General features: G+C 63.8%; 2 protein-coding genes. Both read right to left on the reverse strand.

All coding sequences use genetic code 11. The features are described from left to right. Window positions 1-99: 99 nt before the first annotated feature. The gene (locus tag QMX98_RS15915) at window positions 100-11,862 is read right to left on the reverse strand and encodes a non-ribosomal peptide synthase/polyketide synthase (protein WP_282411047.1); all 11,763 of its coding nucleotides are present in this window, start codon (window positions 11,860-11,862) and stop codon (window positions 100-102) included. After that, a complete protein-coding gene (locus QMX98_RS15920) occupies window positions 11,862-22,829 on the reverse strand; it encodes a non-ribosomal peptide synthetase (protein WP_282411048.1) in 10,968 nt (3,655 codons plus the stop codon). Before QMX98_RS15920 ends, QMX98_RS15915 begins: the two co-directional genes overlap by 1 nt.

Consider the following 22,829-nt stretch of genomic DNA (forward strand, 5'->3'; position numbering starts at 1 on the left):
GCTTGCTCCCGCTGGGCTGCGAAGCGGCCCCCTTATTCCTAAAAAGAAGGGGACTGCTGCGCAGTCCAGCGGGAGCAAGCTCCCTCGCCACAATTGTTGTTATGCAGTGACCATGCGTCGCTCCAACAAATCTTCCAGCTCATCAAGCAACTCATCACCACGCAACAGCTCGTAGTGCCCGCCGGCCAACAGGCGATCAACGCCATGACTGCCGACCTGGGCCTCGAACACCCGACGTTCGTCGTCGCGCCCGGCCACCCACCAACGATGGGCCGAGGCCTTGATCGTCGGCAGTTGCCGATGCGCCAGCGCCAGTTGCTTGAGGCGTGAGCCGGTGGCAAAGATCTGCGTGAGCTCCCCCGCGCCCAATGCGGCCTGTTCATTGGAACCGTGCAAGGCGGCTTCAATCACGGCGGTGGAGCCCTCGCGTTCACTCAAGCCAGCGGCTTTGCGCGCAATCAACGCCTGAGCCTCATCGGCGGGCAAACCGAGCACAAACTTCAGGAAATCACCGAGGTCCTCGCGCCAGTCCCCCGCCTCGGCGGTGCCGGCCACGTAGCTGTCGACCAACCCGGCAAACGTCACGGTCTCACCTTGCGTTTCCAGTTCATGCGCAACCAACTGCGTCAACGCGCCGCCCAACGACCAGCCCAGCAAGTAATACGGTCCTTTGGCCTGTTGACTGCGAATCCGCTGCGCATAGGCTTGCGCCATGGCGAGCAGCGATTCGTCCTGCCAGTGCGGGTCAAGCAGCATGCGGCATTGCACGCCGTACACCGTGCGTCGTCCTTCCAGACGCCGGGCCAACGGTTCGTAGTCGAACACCGTGCCGAAACCGGCGTGCAGGCAGAACAGCGCCGGCACATTGGGGATCCGCGCATTCAGCGCCAGCAAAGGGTCCGGCGCAGACGTGGGTTCGGTCACCTGATAACCACTGAGTTCGGCAATGCACGGTTTCTGCATCAGATCCCGCAGCTTCAACTCGAAGCCCAGTTGCGGCTGACTGCGCACCCGCGAGATGACTTTGAGCACCTGCAACGAGTCGCCGCCCAGTTCGAAGAAGTTGTCGTCGATGCCCACTTGCGGCACGCCGAGCACCTCTTGCCAGATCGCGGTCAGCGCCTTTTCCAGATCGTTGCGCGGCGCGCGATAACCGCCCAGCGCCCATTCAGGCATTGGCAGTGCGCGACGGTCGAGCTTGCCGTTGGCCGACAGCGGAAAGCGTTCCAGCACCAGGATCCGTGACGGCACCATGTAGTCCGGCAGTTGCGCTTGCAGCTCAGATTTCAAGCGACGATCCAGCCCGACAGCACCGGCCGCCACCACATAACCGACCAATTGCTTGCCGGTCGGCGTGTTGTGTACCACCACGGCGGCATCCTGCACCCCAACACATTCGCGCAGACGCGCTTCGATCTCGCCCGGCTCGATGCGAAAACCACGGATCTTCACTTGCTGGTCAAGACGCCCCAGATAGTCGATCAACCCGCACTCGCGCTGGCGCACCAGGTCGCCGGTGCGGTACATGCGGCCACCGGCCTCGAACGGATCGGGGATGAAACGCTCGGCGCTCATGCCGGGATGCTGGTGGTAACCGCGCGCCAGGCATTCGCCGCCCAGGTACAACTCGCCGCTGACACCGACCGGCAGCGGATTGAGGTCGGCGTCCAGCACATACAAACCCCGCCCGGCCACGCCACGCCCAATCGGCGCATACGCCGCGTCGCAGGTTTCGCTGGCCTCGGCACGCCACAGCAGCGGCGTGACCACGGTTTCGGTCGGGCCATAACCGTTGACCAGACGCTGCGGACGCAAGGCGCGCTTGACCTGCTCGAAGCTCGCCTCCGGCACCGCATCACCGCCAAAGCAATACACCTCGACCGCCGGTGGATTGCCAAGGCGTTCGGCCACTTCGGCCATCTGTTGCAAGTAGGCTGGCGGGAAGCAGGCGACGGTGACGCCATGACGCTGCATCACTTCGAGGGTTTGCTCCGGGGTCCATAAACTGTCCTCGCGGATCACCAGGCTGCCACCGGCCAGCATCACACTCAGCCAACGCTCCTGCGCACCGTCGAAGGCGAACGACATGAAGTGCAGCTCACGGCTGCGCGGTGCCAGTTCGTAGAGCTCGATGATGCCGCGGCAATGCCGGGCAATCGGCCCACGTGCCACCGCCACGCCTTTGGGCTGGCCCGTGGAACCGGAGGTGTAAATCAAATACGCCAAGTGCCCCGGCAACGGATTGGAAACCGGGCATTCAGCGTGGTCGGCAACGCTCAACTGGTCGAGCAGCAGACGTGGCGGGCTGTCGGCCAGGGTCAGTCGATCCCCCAGATTGCTGTCACAGAGCAACAGGCTGGCCGCCGAATCGCTCAACATATAAGCCAGCCGCTCGGCCGGGTACGCGAGGTCCAAAGGCAGATACGCCGCCCCTGCTTTAAGCACCGCGAGGAACGCAACGATGGTGCGTTCGGAACGCAGCAACGCCACCGCCACCAGACTTTCCGGGCCGATGCCGCGACCGATCAGTTGCTGCGCCAACCCATTGGCCTGCGCCTCAAGCTGTGCATAACTGACGTGCCGACCTTCACAGATCAAGGCGATTTTCTGCGGCTGCGCTTTGACGTGTTGATTAAACGCGTGAAGCAAATCAGCGCTGTCATCTGACACCTGCGGCAGACTCAAACGCGCCTCAGGCAAGCCAATATTGCCAAGCAGACGCGTAGCATCCTCCGGCAACGCACGCAGCAATCCTTCCAACTGCGCACGAATCCGCTCGACTTCCACGTCACTGAAGCGATCACGCAGGAACAGGTACTCAACTTCCAGGCCTTCTTCGTTGGCGCTGACCATCAAGTCCATCGGGAAGTTGGTCACCCCGCCGCTGCCGACTTCGGCAAAGCGCAGCTCGCCTTCCTCGCCGCCTTTCAGGGCGCGGTCCACCGGATGGTTTTCGAACACGATGATGCTGTCGAACAAACCCTGGCCACCCTGCCCGGCCCAGCGCTGAATGTCCGACAACGGCGTGTGTTCGTAGTCACGCACCATCAGGTTGTAATCCTGCAAGTCGCGCAGCCACTCGCCCACCGGCTGTTGCGGATCAAGGGTCTGAATCACCGGCAAGGTGTTGATGAACAGACCGAGCATGTCCTGCGCACCGGCCAACCCGGTCGGGCGCCCCGCCACCGTGGCGCCGAACGCGACACTGCGCTGGCCGCTATGGCGTTGCAGCAGCAACAGCCACGCGCCTTGCACCAGCGTGTTCAGTGTCACGCGTTGACGCTTGGCGAAGCTGTGCAGTTTGCGCGTCGCCTCGGCGTCGAGGTGGCTGTACATCACGCCGTGGCCGGAACCAGCGGCACCGGAAGCTTTGGCCAGAATGGTCGGTTCTTCGAGCAGCGCCAGGCGCTCACGCCAGAAGCCTTCGGCTTGCGCGCCGTCCTGGCGTTGCAGCCAGGCGATGTAGTCGGCGTAGCGCCCGGTCAGGGTCGGCAGGCTGTCGTTGTGGTACAGGCGCAGCATGTCGCCCAGCAGACGCGAAGCGCTCCAGCCGTCGAGCAAGAGGTGATGGTAGATCCAGATCATCTGGTAACGGTCATCACCCAGGCGCACCAGGATGAAACGCATCAACGGCGGGCAGCTCAGGTCGAAGCCCTTGGCCTGTTCCGCTGCGGCCAGTTCGCCCAGCGCCTGCTCGGTGTCGGAGCGGTCGCGCCAGTCGAGTTCTTCGATCGGCAACTCGACGTCGGCGAACACCGCTTGCAGCGGATCGGCCAAGCCATCGCGCCAGCGGAACGCGGCGCGCAGCACTTCATGCCGCTCGACCAGCGTCTGCCAGGCCGCGCGGAAACGCGGCACCTGCAAGCCGTCGACCGCCACGCTCAACTGGTTGACGTAGGGGTTGAGCTCCGGTGAATCCAGGCAATGGAACAGCATGCCTTGCTGCATCGGCGACAGCGGATACAAGTCTTGCAGACCTTCACGGGCAGCGATGTCGATGTGCGGCACCAGTGAGAAAGCTTCGACGTTTGGCGCTTCGATCAATGTTGCTTCACGGCTGCTGGCCACGGAGGCCAAAGCACGAATGGTCTGCTGTTCGAACAGCTGCTTCGGACTGAACACCAGCCCACGCTGCCCGGCACGGCTCACCGCTTGCAGCGAAATGATCGAATCACCGCCCAGCTCAAAGAAGTTCTCGGTGACGCCCACCGACTCCAGCCCCAGCAGTTCCTGCCAGATCTCAACCAGCAACACTTCGGCCGGTGTTGCGGCGGCCACGTGATCGTGGTTCTGCCGAGTGGCTTCCGGCGCCGGCAGGCCTTGGCGATCAAGCTTACCGTTCGGCGTCAGCGGCAACGCGGCCAGGCACATCAAGTGTGCCGGCAACATGTGCGCCGGCAATCGGCTGCGCAGATGAGCCGTCAGCGCTTCACGCAGAGCCTGCTCATCGGCAAGCGGATCGCGGGGCACCACGTAACCGACCAACTGGCGGCTCACCGGACCTTCACGGTCGATCACGAACGATTCACGCACGCCTTCGTGTTCCAGCAGGCAGGCTTCGATTTCGCCGAGTTCGATACGGAACCCGCGAATCTTCACTTGCTGGTCGATACGGCCGAGGTATTCAACGACGCCATCGGCGCGGAACCGTGCGAGGTCGCCGCTGCGGTACAAACGCGCACCCGGCACGAATGGATCCGGCACGAAGCGTTCAGCGGTCAGGTCCGGACGTTGATGGTAACCCCGGGCGACGCCCTCGCCGCCCAGGTACAACTCGCCCGCGACGCCAACCGGCAACGGCTGCAAGCCGCCGTCCAGAATGTAGGCGCTGCGGTTGCCCACCGGCCGGCCAATCGGCATGAACGCCGAGTCGAACCCGGTATCCGGGTACGCCAGCCAGATCAGCGGCGTGATCACCGTTTCGGTCGGACCGTAACCGTTGATCAAACGCTTGGGTTGCAGCACTTGCTGGACTTCATCGAACGCGTGCTTGGCCATGCCTTCGCCGCACGGGGTGTAGGAGCGGATCGGCAAATCACGCCCCGCTTCGCCCATGAAGTCGGCGATCTGCGACAGATAGGTCGGGGTAAAACAGGCAATGGTGATGCCGTGTTTTTCGATCTCGGCGCAGGTGCGCTCCACGCTCCACAACTCGTCATCGCGGGGCATGACTGCCGAACCGAACACCAGCGGCGTCAGCCAGCGTTCGTGGGCGCCGTCGAAACTGATCGAGGCGAATTGCAACTCGCGGTCGTCCGGGGTCATGCCGTACAACTCGCCGATCGACAGGCAATGCATGGCCAGCGGACCGTGGGCCACACTGACGCCTTTGGGCCGCCCGGTGGAGCCTGAGGTGTAAATCAGGTACGCGAGGTTTTCGCCGCAGGTCAGGTTGATCGGGTTGGTGTCCGCCATGGACGCCAGCGGCTCGCGGTCGATTTCCAGCACCGGCAGGCCTTCGGGCAACGGCAGTTTTTCCCGCAGCCACGACTGGCTGATCATCAGCGAAATGCCGCTGTCTTCCATCAGATAGCGCAGGCGTTCCGTCGGGTAAGCCGGGTCCAGCGGCACGTAGGCGCCGCCGGCCTTGAGGATCGCCAGCAGGCCGACGATCATTTCCGGTGAGCGCTGCATCGCCAGGCCAACCCGCACTTCCGGACCAATGCCCAGTGCGCGAAGACGATGGGCCAATTGGTTGGCGCGACGGTTGAGCTGATCGAAGCTCAATTGCAGATCGTTGAAGATCAGCGCGGTGGCGGCCGGGCGAATGACCGCTTGGGCCTCGATCAACTGATGCACACAGAGCGGGTTTTGCGCGGCCGTGAATGCCGGGTTCCATTCGACCAACTGTTGCGCGCGTTCCGGCGCGGTCAGCAGGTCCAGTTCACTCAATGCCGCGTTTGGCGCGGCGACCATCGCCGCCAGCAGCGCGGCCAGATGCTCGCTCATCCGAACAATCGCTTCGCCGCTGAAATGGGCGCACTGGTAACTCCAGTTCAGGCTCAACTGGCTTTCGGCGGTGGCCGCCAGGGTCAGCGGGAAGTTAGTGCGTTCATGGTTCTGCGGAACCGAGAAGCTCAAACCGGCCGACGCGCCTTGTTGCAGCGCTTCGGCCACCGGGAAGTTTTCGAACACCAGCAGGCTGTCGAACAGCGGCTCACCGGCACGCCCGGCCCAGCGCTGAATGTCCCCCAATGCGGTGAATTCATGCTCACGCAGTTCGAGGTTTTGTGCCTGCAAACGGGTCAGCCACTGGCCGACGCTTTCCACCGCGTCCGGGCTGCTGATCACCGGCAAGGTGTTAATGAACAGGCCCAGCTGGCTTTCGGCACCCGGCAAATCCACCGGCCGCCCCGCCACAGTCGCGCCGAACGCAACACTGCGCTGGCCGCTGTAGCGTTGCAGCAACAGTGCCCAGGCGCCTTGCACCAAGGTGTTGAGGGTGACTTTTTGCTGACGGGCAAACTCGCTGAAACGCTGGCTGGTGGCGACATCGAAGGTCTGGCGATGGTCGGCAAACTCTACGGCCAACTGATTTTTACCGTCGCCATGGGCCAGGCTCTGCGCCAGTAACGTCGGGTTGTCGAGGGTCGCCAGCTGCTCGCGCCAGAAGACCTCGTCGGCGTGGGCATCCTGACATTGCAGCCAGCCGATGTAATCGGCGAAACGCCCGGTCGGCGCCTGCACATCCTGCCCGGCATAACGCTGCAAGACTTCGCTCAGCAGCAGCGAATTACTCCAGCCATCCAGCAACAGGTGATGGTGGGTGTAGATCAATTGCTGACGCTCATCGTCCAGCCGCACCAGGGTCAGGCGCATCAATGGCGCCCGGGTCGAATCGAGTTGCAGGCGCTCGTTGTCGATCAGTTCAATCAATGCGTCGGCCTGATCGCTGCGGCCACGCCAGTCCAGACACGTCATCGGCAGTTGCAGATGACGATGGACCACTTGCACCGGCGCTTCGAAACCGTCGGGGAAGTGGAAGCTGCTGCGCAGGATCGGATGGGTGTCGAGCACCGCTTGCCAGGCGCGGCCAAGACGCTCGGCGTCGAGGCCACGGGCTTGGACGCTAAGCTGATTGACGTAGGCGCCAGACGCCGATTCATAGAGGCTGTGGAACAACAGACCGGCCTGCATCGGCGACAGCGGATACAGGTCTTCGATCTGCGCCGGCGGCACCGGCAAGCCATCGAGTTGCGCCTGGGTCAGGCGCGCCAGCGGGAAGTCTGCCGGGGTCACGCCTCCCGCACCGTCGCTCAGGCAATGGTCGATCAGCGCCAGCAATTCACGTTGGTAATCGGCGGCCAGCGCTTCGATTTCACGTTTGTCGAAGCATTCGCGGCTGAAGGTCCAGTCGAGTTTCAGTTCGCCGCCATACACCTGGCCGTCCACCGACAGCCAGTTCGGCAACGGTGCGTCCGCCGATTGCGCGGCGCCGCTGGATTCCTTGGCCGGGGTGAACAGGGCGTCTTCGGCGAAGCTCTGGTCGAACTGCCCGAGGTAGTTGAACGTCACGCGTGCTTGCGGCAAACCGGCCAACGCCGCTTGGGTCGAGGCATCGCCCAGGTAGCGCAGCAGGCCGTAGCCCAGGCCTTTTCCGGGGATTTCGCGCAGTTGCTGCTTGATGGACTTGATCGAGCCCGCCAGGTCGGCGGTCGGCGTCAGGCGCACCGGAAACAGACTGGAGAACCAGCCGACGGTGCGGGTCAGGTCGATGTCGTCGAACAGCTCTTCGCGACCATGGCCTTCGAGTTGAATCAGCGCCGAAGCGTCACCGGTCCAGCGGCTGAGGGTTCGGGCCAGCGCGGTCAGCAGCAGGTCGTTGACCTGTGTGCGGTAAATCGCTGGCGCCTGTTGCAGCAGCCTGGTGGTTTGATCGCGGTCCAGGCCGATGCTCACGCCTTGGCGCAGATGCCCAGCCTGACTGGCTTGGGCATTGGCGGCGGGCAGCGAATCATTGGCGACGCTCAGCTGCGCTTGCCACCAGTCCAGTTCGCTGGCAGCGGCTTCGGAGCGGGCGTAGGCGTCAAGTTTGTCGGCCCAGGCCTGGAAAGCGCTGGTCTTCGGTGGCAGGTCTTGCCCTTGATAAGCCGCTTGCAAATCTTCCAGCAACACCCGCCACGACACCCCGTCCACCGCCAGGTGATGGATCACCAACAGCAACCGCTGCGAACCATCCGCCTGAGCGATCAACGCGATGCGCAGCAGCGGACCGTCTTGCAGACTGAGGCTGCGCTGCGCCTCGTCGCACACCGATTCCAGCGAAGCATCGTTGGCCACGCGGGCGGTCCAGAGCATGTCGATCACATCGCAGCTGTCGGCCCCGACATAACGCGCCGACCATTGGCCATCGACCTGACTGAAGCGCAGACGCAGGGCATCATGCTGCTTGAGCAAACGTTGCAGCGCGGCTTGCAGGCGTGGCAACTCAAGGGTTTCGCGTGGCGTCAGCAGCACCGCCTGGTTCCAGTGCGCGCGTTGCGGGATCGGCTCGTCGAAGAACCAGCGCTGGATCGGCGTGAGGGTTTGCACACCTTCCACCGGCCCTTGCTGCGCCAGCGGGGCGGCCTGTTCCTTGACCACGGCGGCCAGGGCTTGCAAGGTTTGCTGCTGGAACAGGTCGCGGGGTTGCAGGCTCAGGCCGGCGCGGCGCGCACGGCTGACCACCTGGATCGAAATGATCGAGTCGCCGCCCAGTTCAAAGAAATTGTCCTGACGCCCGACCTGCTCCACGCCCAGCACGTCCTGCCAGATCTGCGCCAGCACCTGTTCATGTTCGCTGCGTGGCGCTTCGAAGGCGCGTTGGCTGACCTGTGCGGTCGGCGCGGGCAGGCGTTTGCGCTCGAGTTTGCCGTTGGGGCTCAGGGGCATTTGCTCGATCAGCACGGTCTGCGCCGGCACCATGTAATCCGGCAGGCTCGCCAGCAAATGGCTTTTCAGGGTTTCACGCCACGCGCCTTGTTGCTCGGCATCGGCGCTGACCAAGGCTCGATCCTGCGGCACGATGTACGCGACCAACTGCTTGCCGCCCGGGCCATCGAGGGCCAACACTACGGCTTCCTGCACGTCCGCATGTTCTTGCAGGCGCGCCTCGATTTCGCCGAGCTCGATGCGCAAACCGCGAATCTTCACTTGGTGGTCGATGCGCCCGCAGTAGTCGATGGCGCCGTCCGTGCGATAGCGTGCCAGGTCACCGGTGCGGTACAGACGCTCGCCGCTGCCAAACGGGTCGACCACGAAACGCTCGGCGGTCAGCGCGCCACGACGGTGGTAACCGCGCGCCAGGCCGACGCCGCCCAGGTACAACTCGCCCACCGCGCCCAGTGGCAACGGTTGCAGTTCGCTGTCGAGGATGCAGGTGCGCAAGTTGGCAATCGGCCGGCCAATCGGCACGCTGTCACGCCCTTCTTCCACGCAGGTCCAGTGGGTCACGTCGATGGCCGCTTCGGTCGGACCATAGAGGTTGTAGAGATTGGCTTGCGGCAGGCTGCGCAAGGTCTGGCGTTGCAGTTCCATCGGCAGCGCTTCACCGCTGCAAATGATCCGCTGCAACGAGGTGCAGGCCAGCGCTTCGTCGGCAGCGATGAACGCCGAGAGCATCGACGGCACGAAGTGCAGCGTGGTGATCGCCTGCTCGACGATCAACGCGGCCAGGCGTTGCGGATCACGGTGCTCGCCCGGCGCGGCGATCACCAGGGTGGCGCCCTTCATCAGCGGCCAGAAAAACTCCCACACCGACACGTCGAAACTGAACGGCGTCTTGTGCAGCACGCGGTCGCTCGGCTGCAAGTTGTAGGCTTGCTGCATCCACGCCAGACGGTTATGCAGCGCCACATGGCGGTTACCGGCGCCCTTGGGTTTGCCGGTGGAGCCGGAGGTGTAAATCACATAAGCGAGGTTTTCCGCGACCGCAAGGTTGGGCAGGTCAGTGCCCGGCAAGTCGTTCAGCCAATCGGTGTCGGCGTGCAGGCACAAGGTGCGCACGTTGTCCGGGGTCGGCAGTTGCGTCAGCAGATATTCCTGGGTCAGCAACAACGTAATGCCGCTGTCTTCGATCATGTAGCTCAAGCGATCAACCGGGTATTCCGGGTCCAGCGGCACGTACGCACCGCCCGCCTTGAGAATCGCCAGCAGGCCGACAACCATTTCAAACGAACGGTCGCAGGCAATCCCCACCAGCACGTCCGGGCCGACACCCTGGTCACGCAAGTGGTGGGCCAAACGGTTGGCGCGCCGGTTCAGCTCGGCGTAACTCAGGGACTGGCCCTGGAACACCAGCGCCGTCGCCTCTGGGTGTTCAACTACGCGTTCTTCGAAATGGCGCTGCACGCAGACTTCGCCCGGATAGGCCTGAGCGGTGTGGTTGAGCTCGTCGAGGATGCGCAGACGCTCATCGGCGTCCAGCAACGGCAACTCGGCGAGCGGGCATTGCGGGTTGGCCAGAACACCGGCCAACAAATTGCGCCAGTGCCGCGCGAGGTGCTCGATACGTTCAGCGTCGAACAGATCGGTGGCGTAAGTCAGGCTGGCGAACAGTTTGTCGCCCTCCTCCTGGGTGTCCAGTTGCAGGTCGAACTGGGTGGTGTGCGCCGTGGCGTTCAATGCCTCGACGCGCAGGCCGGCGAGCAAGCCGCTGACCGCCGCCGGTTTGGCTTGCTGGTGGTTGAACATCACCTGGAACAGCGGGCTGTGACTGAGGCTGCGTTCACCTTGCAGCGCCTGCACCAGACGCTCGAACGGCAAGTCCTGATAATCCTGGGCGTCCAGCGAGGCGGCGCGGGTCTGGTCGAGCAATTGGCTGAACGGCAGACGTCCGTCCAGTTCCGCGCGCATCACCTGGGTGTTGACGAAGAAGCCGATCAAGCCACGGGTTTCCGCGCGATTACGGTTGGCAATCGGCACACCGACACGCACGTCGGCCTGGCCGCTGTAGCGATAGAGCAAGGCCTGGAAGCTCGCCAGCAACAGCATGAACGGCGTGACACCGCGCTGTTTGGCCAGGCTCATCAGACCGCTGGCCAACGTGGCATCGAGGGCGAAATCCAGACGCGCACCGCGCTGGCTCGGCTGCGCAGGGCGCGGACGGTCGGTCGGTAATTCGAGCAGCGGTTGTTCGCTGCCCAGGCGGTCGCACCACCAGTTGAGTTGACGTTCCAGCTCGCCCGCCTCCATCCAGCGGCGTTGCCACATCGCATAGTCTGAATACTGGATCGGCAGTGCCTCCAGCACCGTGTTCTGACCTTGGCAATGCGCGGCGTAGAGCCGGGAAAACTCTTCCACCAGCACGCCCATCGACCAGCCATCGGTGACGATGTGGTGCAGGGTCAGCAACAGCACGTGGTCTTCGGCATCGAGTTGCAACAGGCTGACCCGCAACAGCGGGCCGTATTGCAGATCGAACGGCCGGGCGATGTCCTGTTCGACGCTGTTCATCGCCTGATCGAAGCGCTGATCCTGAGGTTCGCCGCGCAGGTCGATCTGCTCGATGGGCAGCGAGGTGAACTCGGCCAGCGTCTGCACCACTTGCCCGTCATCCTCGACGAACCGGCTGCGCAAACTCTGATGCCGCTCCAGCAGCCCATCGAAACTCTGCTGCAACGCAGCAACGTTCAGCGGCCCGTGCAAACGCAGCGCGGCCGGAATGTTGTACGCCGAACTGTGTGGATCAAGTTGCCAGAGGAACCATTGGCGCTGCTGCGCGTATGACAATTCGAACGTTGCTTGCGGCTCGGCAGCCGGCGGAATCGGCAACTGGCCGAAGCTCACGCCCTGTTCTTGCATGCGTTGCAGAAACTCGCGGCGCTTATCAGCCGGCAGGCCGGCGAAGCGGCTGGCGATGCGCTGGGCAGTGGTGTGTTCCATCAGTTGATCTCCATCTCGTCGAGAAGCGACTCAAGCGCATCAAGACGTGCATCGTTGTCAGCCGGGGCGTGTTGCCCGGCCATGGCGGCATAAGCCTGAAGGTCGGTGGATTCGAACAGCGCGCGCAGCGGCAGCTCGATGCCCAGTTCCAGCTCCACACGGGCACTGGCTTGGGCCGCGAGCAATGAATGCCCGCCCAATTCAAAGAAGTTGTCGCGTCGGCCTATCTGCACCACGCCCAGCAGGTCGGCCCAGATCGCGGCCAGTTGCTGTTCGAGGTCGCCCTCGGGGGCTTCGAACGGCCGTTGCCATTCCTGGGCATCGGGCACCGGCAGCGCCTTGCGGTCGAGCTTGCCGTTGCCGGTCAATGGCAAGGCATCCAGCAGCAACCAGTGGCTCGGCACCATGTAGTCCGGCAGATCCACCTTGAGCGCGGTGCGCAGGTTGTCGCGCCAGGCGATCGGGTCATGCGGGGTTTGCTCGGCCACGACGTAGGCGCACAGCTGCGGTCCGCCGTCGCCGGCATGCACGCTCAACACCGCTTGGCGCACGCCCGGTTGGGCCAGCAGCGCGGCTTCGATTTCACCCAATTCGATGCGGAAACCGCGAATTTTTACTTGCTGATCGATCCGGCCGAGGTAGTCGATGCTGCCATCGGCACGCTGACGCGCCAGGTCGCCGCTGCGATAAAGACGCTGCGAAGCCTCGAACGGGCTCGGCACAAAACGCTCGGCGGTCAGGCCGAAACGGCCGTGATAACCCCGCGCCAGACCGGCGCCGGCGATGTACAACTCGCCCGCCACACCCACCGGCACCGGTTGCAGCTGACTGTCGAGCAAGTACCAGCGCAGGTCGCGGATCGGCAGGCCAATCGGGCTTTGGGCCTTGCCGTCGAGGTCGGCCAGGCGGATTGCACGGTAGGTCACGTGCACCGTGGTTTCGGTGATGCCGTACATGTTGACCAGGGTTGGCTGTTGGTCGCCGAAGCATTCGAACCACGGACGCAGGCTCGCGACTTCGAGGGCTTCGCCACCGAAAATCACCTGACGCAACGCCATGCTTCGTGGGCTGGCACAGGCAATCGGCAACAACTGGCGGAACGCGCTCGGCGTCTGGTTCAACACCGTCACGCCCTCATCACAGAGCAAGCGATGGAATTGCTGCGGCTCGCGGCTGATGTCATACGGCACGATCACCAGACGCCCGCCGGTGCACAGCGAACCAAACAGCTCCCACACCGAGAAGTCGAAGGCGTAGGAATGGAACAGCGTCCAGACATCGTCCGGACCGAAGCTGAACTCGCCAGCCGTGGCCGTGAGCAGACGCCCGACGTTGCCATGGCTGAGCAATGCGCCTTTAGGACGACCGGTGGAACCGGAGGTGTAGATCACGTAGGCGAGGTTGTCCGTGGTCGCCAGCGCAGGCAGGTTGGCGTCACTGACCCCATCCAGCTGCAACGATTCCAGGCTCAGCACCTGCACGCCGTCTCGGGCCGGCAGACTGTCGATCAAGTGTTGCTGGGTCAGTAGCAGCGTGACGCCGCTGTCTTCGATCATGTAGCTCAGGCGTTCGGCCGGGTAATGCGGGTCGAGGGGCACGTAGGCGCCGCCGGCCTTGAGAATCGCCAGCAAGCCGATCACCAATGGCATGGCCCGCTCGGTGGCGATGCCCACGCGCACTTCTGGCCCGATGCCTTGTTCGCGCAGTGTGCGCGCCAAGCGGTTGGCCTGGGCGTTGAGTGCGGCGTAGGTCAATTGCTCGCCTTCGTAGACCAGGGCGACGGCATTCGGCCGTTGTGCGGCTTGCGCTTCGAACAACTGATGCAAGGTCGGCGACGTCGGTTGCGCCTGGAATGCGGGGTTCCAGTGCTGCACCAAAGCCTCTTGCTGCGACCCGTCAATCAGGGGCAGTTCGGCGACGCGTTGCTGCGGATCGCTGACTACCGCGCGCAGCAGGTTCAGCCACTGCTCGCCAAGGCGCTGCATCGACGCTTCGTCATACACATCCGTGGCGTAGGTCAGGCTGGCATCCAGTGCTTCGCCCTGCTCCTGAGTATCGAGGACCAGATCGAACTGCGTGGTGTGTTGCTGCCAGTGCAGACGCTCGACGTTCAGGTCGGCAACCGTGCGTTCGACACTCGCGCCCAACGGCTGCTGATGGTTGTAGAGCACCTGGAACAAAGGGCTGTGATTGAGGCTGCGGTCCGGTTGCAAGGCGTCGACCAGCTGCTCGAACGGCAAGTCCTGATTCGCTTGCGCGCCCAATGCAACCTGTTTGACCTGTTGCAACAAGGTGCTGAACGGCTGCTGCCCATCGATCTCGGCACGCAGCACCTGGGTGTTGATGAAGAAGCCGATCAGGCCTTCGGTTTCGAGACGCGAACGACCGGCGCTCGGCACGCCAACGTTGATGCGCGACTGCCCGCTCTGGCGATGCAGCAAGGTCTGGAAACTCGCCAGCAACAGCATGAACAACGTCACTTGCTGTTCCTGGGCGCGTTGACGTAAACCGGCGAGCAACTCGCGATCCACGTTGAGCATCAGGCTGGCACCGCGCTCGCTGCGGCGGGCCGGACGGGTCAGTTCGCTGGGCAATTCCAGCGGCGCCTGGCTGCCGGCCAGTTGCTCACGCCACCACGTCAGTTGACGTGCACCCTCGCCCGCTTCCAGCCAGTCGCGCTGCCAGCGGGCGTAGTCGCTGTAGTTCACCGGCAGGTCAGCCAAACCGGCGGCGCGACCGCTGGCGGCCGCCTGATACAAGGAGCTGAACTCATCGACCATGACCTGCATCGACCAGCCGTCGGCAGCGATGTGATGGACGATGAGGACCAGCACGTGTTCGTCGGTGTTCACTTGCAGCAGCAACATGCGCCATAGCGGACCGTTGCGCAGGTCGAACGGACGGGCGATTTCTTCGGCCACGGCCGTGTCGACCGACACCTGATCGAGTGTGCGTTCCTCCAGTTGCAACGCCAGATTGTCGTGCAGCACCGGACGTGCCTGCAGACCATCTTGTTCGAAGGTCGTGCGCAGGGTTTGGTGACGGGCCTGCAACCGGGCGAAGGCTTCGCGCAGGGCTTCGCGGTTGAGCGGGCCTATGAGGCGTAGTGCGGCAGGAATGTTGTAGGCCGGGCTTTGCGGGTCCAGTTGCCAGAGAATCCATTGGCGCTGTTGGGCATAAGACAAAACCTGCGGCTGATCGATCACGGCACGTTGTAGCAAAGGTTGACCGCTGACATTTGCCAGCGCGGCACGCCCGGCAAATTCCGCCAGGTTCGCGGCGGAGAACAGGCTGCTCACCGACAGTTCGAGCTGCAACTGCTGCCGCACCCGCGAGATCACCTGAAGCACCAGCAACGAGTGCCCGCCGAGCGCGAAGAAGTTGTCGTTGCGGCCAACTTGCCCGACCTGCAACACGTCCTGCCAGATCAGCGCGAGTTGCGTTTCCAGCCCTTCGACCGGGGCCACGAAGTCACGCTGTGCATCGCTGGCCTCGGCGCGTGGCAAGGCTTTGCGATCCAGTTTGCCGTTGTTGTTGAGCGGCAACTTCGGCAGCAGGACCAAGTGATTCGGCACCATGTATTCCGGCAGCGACTGATGCAGAGCGGCTTTCAGGCGTTCCAGATAATCAACTTCGGACGACAGCGAATCGCCGGCCACGATGTACGCCACCAGTTGCGTGCCGTCCTGGGCGATGACCGCCGCTTCACGCACGTCTTCACGGGCTTGCAGGCAGGCTTCGATCTCGCCCATTTCGATGCGGAAACCGCGGATCTTCACTTGATGGTCGATGCGGCCGACGTATTCCAGCTGCCCTTGGGCGTTGTAGCGCGCCAGATCGCCGCTGCGGTACAGACGCGCGCCCGGTTCACGGGCAAACGGGTCCGGCAGGAAACGTTCAGCGGTCAGCGCCGGACGATTGAAGTAGCTTTGCGCGAGGCAAGCCGGAGCGCCGATGCACAGTTCGCCGACACCGCCGGACGGCAGCAACTGAGCCGCCGCATCCAGCACATACAGCGCACGACCGGCGATAGCACGACCAATCGGAATGCCAAACGCATCGCTGGCATCGTCGAGACGGCACTCATGCACGCTGGACACCACGGTCGCTTCGGTCGGGCCATAGGTGTTGAGCAGTCGCATGTGGCTCAATCCGGCCTGATGCCACAGGCGCAAACCTTCGACCGACATCGCTTCGCCTCCGACGTGGACCTGGCGCAAAGCACCGAGACCGCTGACCACGCCGCTCGCGCATTCGCGAGCGAGCAAGTACCAGTAAGCGGCCGGCAAGTCCGCCACGGTCACGCCGTGCCGGACGATTTCGGCGGCGAGGCGACCGGCGTCCCACACGTCATCGCCGCGCATGATCAACGCCGCGCCGACGCACAACGCCGGGAAACATTGCTCGACGAAACCGTCGAAGCTGAAGGTCGCGAATTGCAACACCCGGTCCGACGCCGACAGCACCGAATAGTCGGCGGCGCTCTGGCAGAACTCGCGCAACGCGGCATGGGCGATGGCCACGCCTTTGGGTTGGCCGGTGGAGCCGGAGGTATAGATGATGTAGGCCAGAGCGCCGGCGACCGCGTGGTTGTGCGGATTGCTGTCGGGGTAGTCGGTGCCGTCCTCAAGGCTGAGACGGCGCACGCCCGGCACCTCCTCCAGCAGACCGGATTCGCACAGCAGCACGTCGAGACGGCTGTCATCGATCATGTAGGCCAGGCGTTCGTTCGGGTATTTCGGATCGAGCGGCACGTAGGCGGCGCCACTTTTGAGCACCGCCAGCAGGCTGACGATCAGCTGCGGACCACGGTGCAGCGCCAGGCCGACACGCTTGCCCGGACCGGCACCGTTGGCCATCAGACGATGGGCCAGACGGTTGGCCTGGGTGTTCAATTGCGCGTAGCTCAGGGACTGGCCGTCAACCTGCAACGCCAGCGCGTACGGGGTCGCGGCGGCCTGCGCGGCGATCTGCTCGTGGGCCAGAAGTGTGGTGGACAACTCGATTGTCGGCGGTTGGCTGATCGCGAGCAGCGCGTTTTTGCCGTCGACGTCGAGCAGTTCCAGCGCGCCAAGTGCGGCGTCCGGCTGGGTGACAAGTTGCATCAGCAGGTGCTGCAAATTGGCCGACAAGCCGGCAACTTGCGCCGCGCTGAAACGCGCTGCGTCGTAGCTGAAGTCCAGGCTCAGGCCTTCGCCCAGCTCGATGCCCAACGTCAGCGGATAGTGGGTGCGCTCGTGATTGTGCAAATTGCCGAACGACAACCCGGCCGGTGCGCCCTGTTTCAACGCTTCGGCCACCGGGAAGTTTTCGAACACCAGCAGGCTGTCGAACAGCGCCGAACCCTGTTGTCCCGCCCAGCCCTGAATGTCGTAAAGCGGCACGTGCTCGAACTCGCGCATGGCCAGGTTCAGCCCTTGCAGCTCGCCCAGCCATTGGCTGACGGTGCAATCCGGCTTCATCGCACAGACCAGCGGCAGCGTGTTGATGAATAAGCCGAGTTGCGCTTCGATCCCCGGCAACGGCGCCGAACGCCCGGCAACCGTGGCCCCAAACACCACGCAATCCTGGCCGGTGCAACGATGCAGCAACAGGCTCCACGCCCCTTGCAGCACGGTGTTGAGCGTGACTTTCTGCTGGCGGGCGAACTCGATCAGACGCTGGGTGGCGCGGCTATCAAGGGCGACGCGGTATTCCTCGCTGCCCTCGGCGCCCACTGGCGGGCGCAAGGCTTCGGCCAGCAAGGTCGGCGCTTCCAGCGGTGCCAAAACGGCTTTCCAGAACTGCTCGCCTTCGGCAGCCGATTGCTGCTGCAACCAGCCCAGATAATCACGGTATTGCCCGGTCGGTGCCGGCAGCGCCTTGCCAGCGGCGTAATGCTGGATCACTTCGGCGAGCAACTGCGCGTTGCTCCAGCCGTCCATCAAAATATGGTGGCTGGTGTAGATAAGGTGCCAGTCATTGGCGCCCATGCGCACCAGCTTCAAGCGAAACAGCGGCGCACTGCCCAATTCAAAACCTTGGGCACGTTCGGCGTTGGCCAGCGTATCGGTGTCGGTGGCGTCCAGCACTTCAAGCGGCAACGCGACGTGGCGGACAATCGCCTGATGCGCGGTGTCGAGGCCTTGCCAGTGGAAGCGGCTGCGCAGGATGTCGTGACGCTCCAGCGCGGTTTGCCAGGCCTGAGCGAATCGCAGCGGATCGAGGCCTTGGATGTCCAGACGTAACTGACTGATGTAGGCGCCGACTTGCGGTTCGTACAGCGTGTGGAACAGCATGCCCTGCTGCATTGGCGACAGGGGATACAGGTCTTTAAGGGTCGCGACCGACAATTCGTCGAGTTGCACCTGACTGATGCGCGCCAACGGGAAATCCGACGGCGTGGCCTGAGGCACTTCAACGCCGCAGCAGTGTTCGATCAGCGCGTTGAGTTCTTGGGCGTAATCGTCCGCCAGACGCTGGATGGTCGCGGTGTTGAACATCTCGCGACTGAAACCCCAGCTCAGCGCCAACTCGCCACCGTAGACCTGGCCTTCGACCGTCAGCCAGTTGCCCAGCGGCGCCGACGGATCCTGGGCCACGCCGTTGCCTTCGGTGGACGGCACGAACAGCGCGGCGTCGTCGAACTGGCGGTCGAACTGCCCGAGGTAGTTAAAGGTGATGCGCGGTTGCGGCAACGCGGCCAGTTCGGCGCGCATCGCCGGGTCGCCGAGGTAACGCAGCGCGCCGTAGCCAAGCCCTTTGTCCGGCACGGCACGCAGTTGCTCCTTGATGGTCTTGATCGACCCGCCGAGGTCACTCGACGGCATCAGGTTGACCGGGAACAGGCTGGTGAACCAGCCGACGGAGCGGGTCAGGTCGATGTCGTCAAACAGGTCTTCACGACCATGGCCTTCGAGCTGAATCAGCGTGCTGCCCTGCCCGCTCCAGCGGCACACCACCCGTGCCAGCGCGGTCAGCAGCAGGTCGTTGACCTGGGTGCGATACGCCGCCGGGGCGTGTTGCAGCAGTTTGCGGGTTTGCTCGGCGTCGATTTTGATTTCGAGTTTGTGTTCGAAGCGGTTTTGCAGCGCGCCGTTCGGACGGTCACACGGCAAATCGGTCGGTGCGTCGCGCAGCTGGGCCTGCCAGTGACCGAGGCTGTTTTCAAACGCTGGCAAATGATCTTGCAGACGGGCAACCCAGCGTTGATACGTGCTGGTTTTCGCCCTCTTCACGGCGCTGCCACTGTAGAACTGTTGCAGATCGTCCAACAGCACGCGCCAGGAAACACCGTCCACCGCCAGGTGATGGATGACCAGCAGCAAACGCTGAGAACCGTCCGCCATCGCCACCAGCAGCGCCCGGATCAACGGGCCATTTTGCAGATCGAGGCTGCGCTGGGCTTCGTCGCACAGCGCATTGAGTGCTTCGACCGATTGCGCTTGACGCTGCCACAACACTGACTCGGTGGTCGGCGCCGCATAGACCTGCTGCCAGCCTTCAGCGGTCTGCTCGTAACGCAGGCGCAAGCTGTCGTGATGGGTCAGCAACTGCTCAAGCGCGCGGTCCAGCGCCTCGACGTTCAACGCCTCGCGCGGCACCAGCAACAGCGACTGGTTCCAGTGCTGACGTTCGGGAATTGCTTGTTCGAAGAACCCCTGTTGCACCGGCGCCAACGCGACCGCGCCAGTCGCCGGACCTTGATCGATCAACGCGTGCTCGCCGCTGCGGGCAGCCTGGGCCAGGCTGCGGACGGTCTGGTGCTGGAACAGGTCCTTGGGGCTCAACACGATCCCGGCCTGGCGCGCACGGCTGACCACTTGCATCGAGACGATGGAGTCGCCGCCCAGTTCGAAGAAGTTGTCTTCAAGGCCGACGTTGTCGATGGCCAGCACGTCCTGCCAGATCGCGGCGAGGGCTTTTTCCATCGTTGTGCGCGGTGCGACGTGCTCGCGCTGTCGCTGCGCGCCGTCAATCGCCGGCAAGGCCTTGCGGTCGAGTTTGCCGTTGGGGGTCAGTGGCAGCTGCGCGAGGAACAGCAGGAACGCCGGGACCATGTAGTCCGGCAGGTGTTGGCGCAATGCCGCTTTCAGGGTTTCACGCAGGGTGGCTTGCGCATCGGCGTCATCGACCAACGCCGGATCGGTCGGCACGATGTAGGCCACCAGTTGCTGCCCGTTGACGCCGTCCTGCGCCAACACAGCCAGTTCGCGCACGTCCGCTTGCTGCAACAGCCGTGCTTCGATTTCGCCCAGCTCGATACGGAAGCCACGGACCTTGACCTGATGGTCGATGCGCCCGACGTATTGCAGCGAACCGTCGACCTGATAACGGGTCAAGTCGCCGGTGCGGTACAAGCGCTCGCCGTTGCTGGCGAACGGGTTCGGCACGTATTTTTCGGCAGTCATGCCTGGGCGTGCGAGGTAACCGCGGGTGATGCCGGCGCCCGCCAGGTACAGCTCGGCGGACACGCCCTGGGGCACCGGTTGCAGGTCGGCGTCCAGCAAATAGCTGGCGGTGTGCTTGAGGGGACGGCCGATGTTCGCGCGACCGCCCGCTGCACGGCGGGTCCAGGTCGAATAGGTGGTGTCCTCCGACGGCCCGTACAGATCGTAGACGTGTGCGACGGTCGACTGCTCATACAACGCGTCCACCAGGCTCTGCTTCAGCGGCTCGCCGGCGAGGTTGATGATGCGCACGCTCGGCGGGATCTGTCCGTCGCGCTGCAAGGCGTTGATTGCCGACGGCACGGTGTTGATCAGGCGCACCTGATCCCGGGCCGGCAGTTGCGGCAACTCCAGGGCGTTGCGGGCGATGATCACCGATCCGCCGTTGGCCAGGGTCACAAACAGCTCCCATACCGACAGGTCGAAGCACACCGAGGTCGAGGCCAGCACGCCCTGGATGTCTTCGCGGCTGTACACCGATTTAGACCAGTCGATCAGCGCCAGCACGTTGCGATGGGCGATGGACACGCCCTTGGGTTTTCCGGTGGAGCCGGAGGTGTAGATCACGTAGGCCAGGTTGTCCGGCGTGACGCGGGTGACCGGCGCGCTGCTCGGGTAAGCGGCCCAGGTCATATCGTCCATCAGCAACACCGAGGTATCGGCTGCCACGGCCAATGTCGCGGCGACCGAATGCTCGGTCAGCAGCACCAGGGCGCGGCTGTCTTCGAGCATGTAGGCGACGCGTTCGGCCGGGTAATCCGGGTCCAGTGGCACGTAGGCGCCACCGGCCTTGAGGACGGCAAGCAGCGCGACCAGCAAGCTGTCGGAACGCTGCATCGCCACGCCGACCCGGACTTCCGGACCGACACCCAGTTCGATCAGCCGGTGGGCCAGGCGATTGGCCTGAGCGTCGAGTTCGGCGTAGGTCAGATGCTGGGTGGTGAAGGTCACTGCCAACGCGTCCGGGCTGGCCGCGACTTGCTGGCTGATCAGCTCATGAATGCACAAATCCTGCGCGAAGCTTTCGTCAGCGCGATTCCAGTCATGCACGATGCGCTGGTATTCAGTGCTTTCCAGCAGCGGCAGATCGCTGATGCGCTGCTGCGAATCGCTGACGATGCCCTGGAGCAGGTGCGTCCAGTGCTGCGCCATGCGCGCGATGGTCACGGCGTCGAACAGGTCGTTGGCGTAGGTCAGCGCCGCGTGCAGTTTGCCGCCCTTTTCATACGTATCGAGGGTCAGGTCGAACTGCGTGGTGCGCCCTTCCCACTCGATTACGCCCAGCGCCAGGCCGGAGGCGGTGCTGACCGTGGAAATGTCCGCGACCTGAGGCTGGTGGTTGTACATCACCTGGAACAGCGGCGTGTGGCTGAGGCTGCGTTCCAGTTTCAGCGCCTCGACCAGGCGCTCGAATGGCAGGTCCTGATGGGCCTGGGCGCCAAGGGCGGTTTCCTTGATGGCGCGCAGCAACTCGTCGACGCGGGTCTGACCATCGAGCTTCGTGCGCAACACCTGGGTGTTGACGAAGAAGCCGATCAGGCCTTCGATCTCGGCGCGGTTACGGTTGGCAATCGGCACGCCGACGCGGATGTCGGCCTGCCCGGTATAGCGATGCAGCAGCGCGTTGAAGGCGCCGAGCAACAGCATGAACAGGGTGACGCTGTGTTTCTGCGCCGTGGCCCGCAGTTGCTCGGCCAGTTGCGGGTCGACCGCAAACTCGTAACGGGTGCCGCGATAGCTCGGCATCGCCGGGCGCGGGTGATCGGTGGGCAGTTCCAGCACCGGGTGCTCATCACCCAGTTGCGCTTGCCAGTAGTCGAGTTGACGCGCCTGTTCGCCCGCCTCGAGCCAGCGGCGTTGCCACAACGCGTAGTCGCTGTACTGGATCGGCAATGGCGCGATTTGCGGTTGCGCGCCCGCCTCAAAGGCGTCGTAGCAGCGGATGAATTCGTCGATCAGCACGTTCATCGACCAGCCATCGGAAACGATGTGGTGCAGGGTCAGCAGCAGGACGTGTTCCTGCTCGGCGAGCCTGAGCAAAGTGACGCGCAGCAGCGGGCCGACTGACAGATCAAACGGCAACACCGATTGCTGCTCGGCGGCCTTGGCAACTGCCACTTCGCGCTCCGTGGCTGGCAAGGCGCTGAAATCCACATGATCGATGACCAGCGGCGCGCTGGCCGGCACTTGCAGCAACGTGTCGTCGGCCTGGCGCTGGAACACCGTGCGCAGGGTTTCGTGACGCGCCACCAGGCTGGCGAAGGCTTGCTCCAGCGCCGGCAGGCTCAAACGCCCGGTCAGGCGCACCGCACCGGGCAGGTTGTAGGCGCCGCTTTGTGGGTCCAGTTGCCAGAGAAACCACATGCGTTGCTGGGCATACGACAGCGCCTGGCGATCTTCGGCGTCGACGCCGGCTGGAATGGGGAACCGGGCGAAATCAACGCCTTCCTTTTGCAAGGCCGCAAGGAACATCTGGCGCTTTTCCAGGGGCAACCCGATAAACCGGCGAGCAAGTTTCAAGGAGTCTTCAGCATTCAT

Source organism: Pseudomonas sp. PS02303 (assembly GCF_029959925.1).
GTDB lineage: Bacteria > Pseudomonadota > Gammaproteobacteria > Pseudomonadales > Pseudomonadaceae > Aquipseudomonas > Aquipseudomonas mandelii.

Coding starts and splice junctions, on each gene's coding strand:
- QMX98_RS15915 (WP_282411047.1), bottom strand. CDS start 11,862: ATGGAACACACCACTGCCCAGCGCATCGCCAGCCGCTTCGCCGGCCTG.
- QMX98_RS15920 (WP_282411048.1), bottom strand. CDS start 22,829: ATGAATGCTGAAGACTCCTTGAAACTTGCTCGCCGGTTTATCGGGTTG.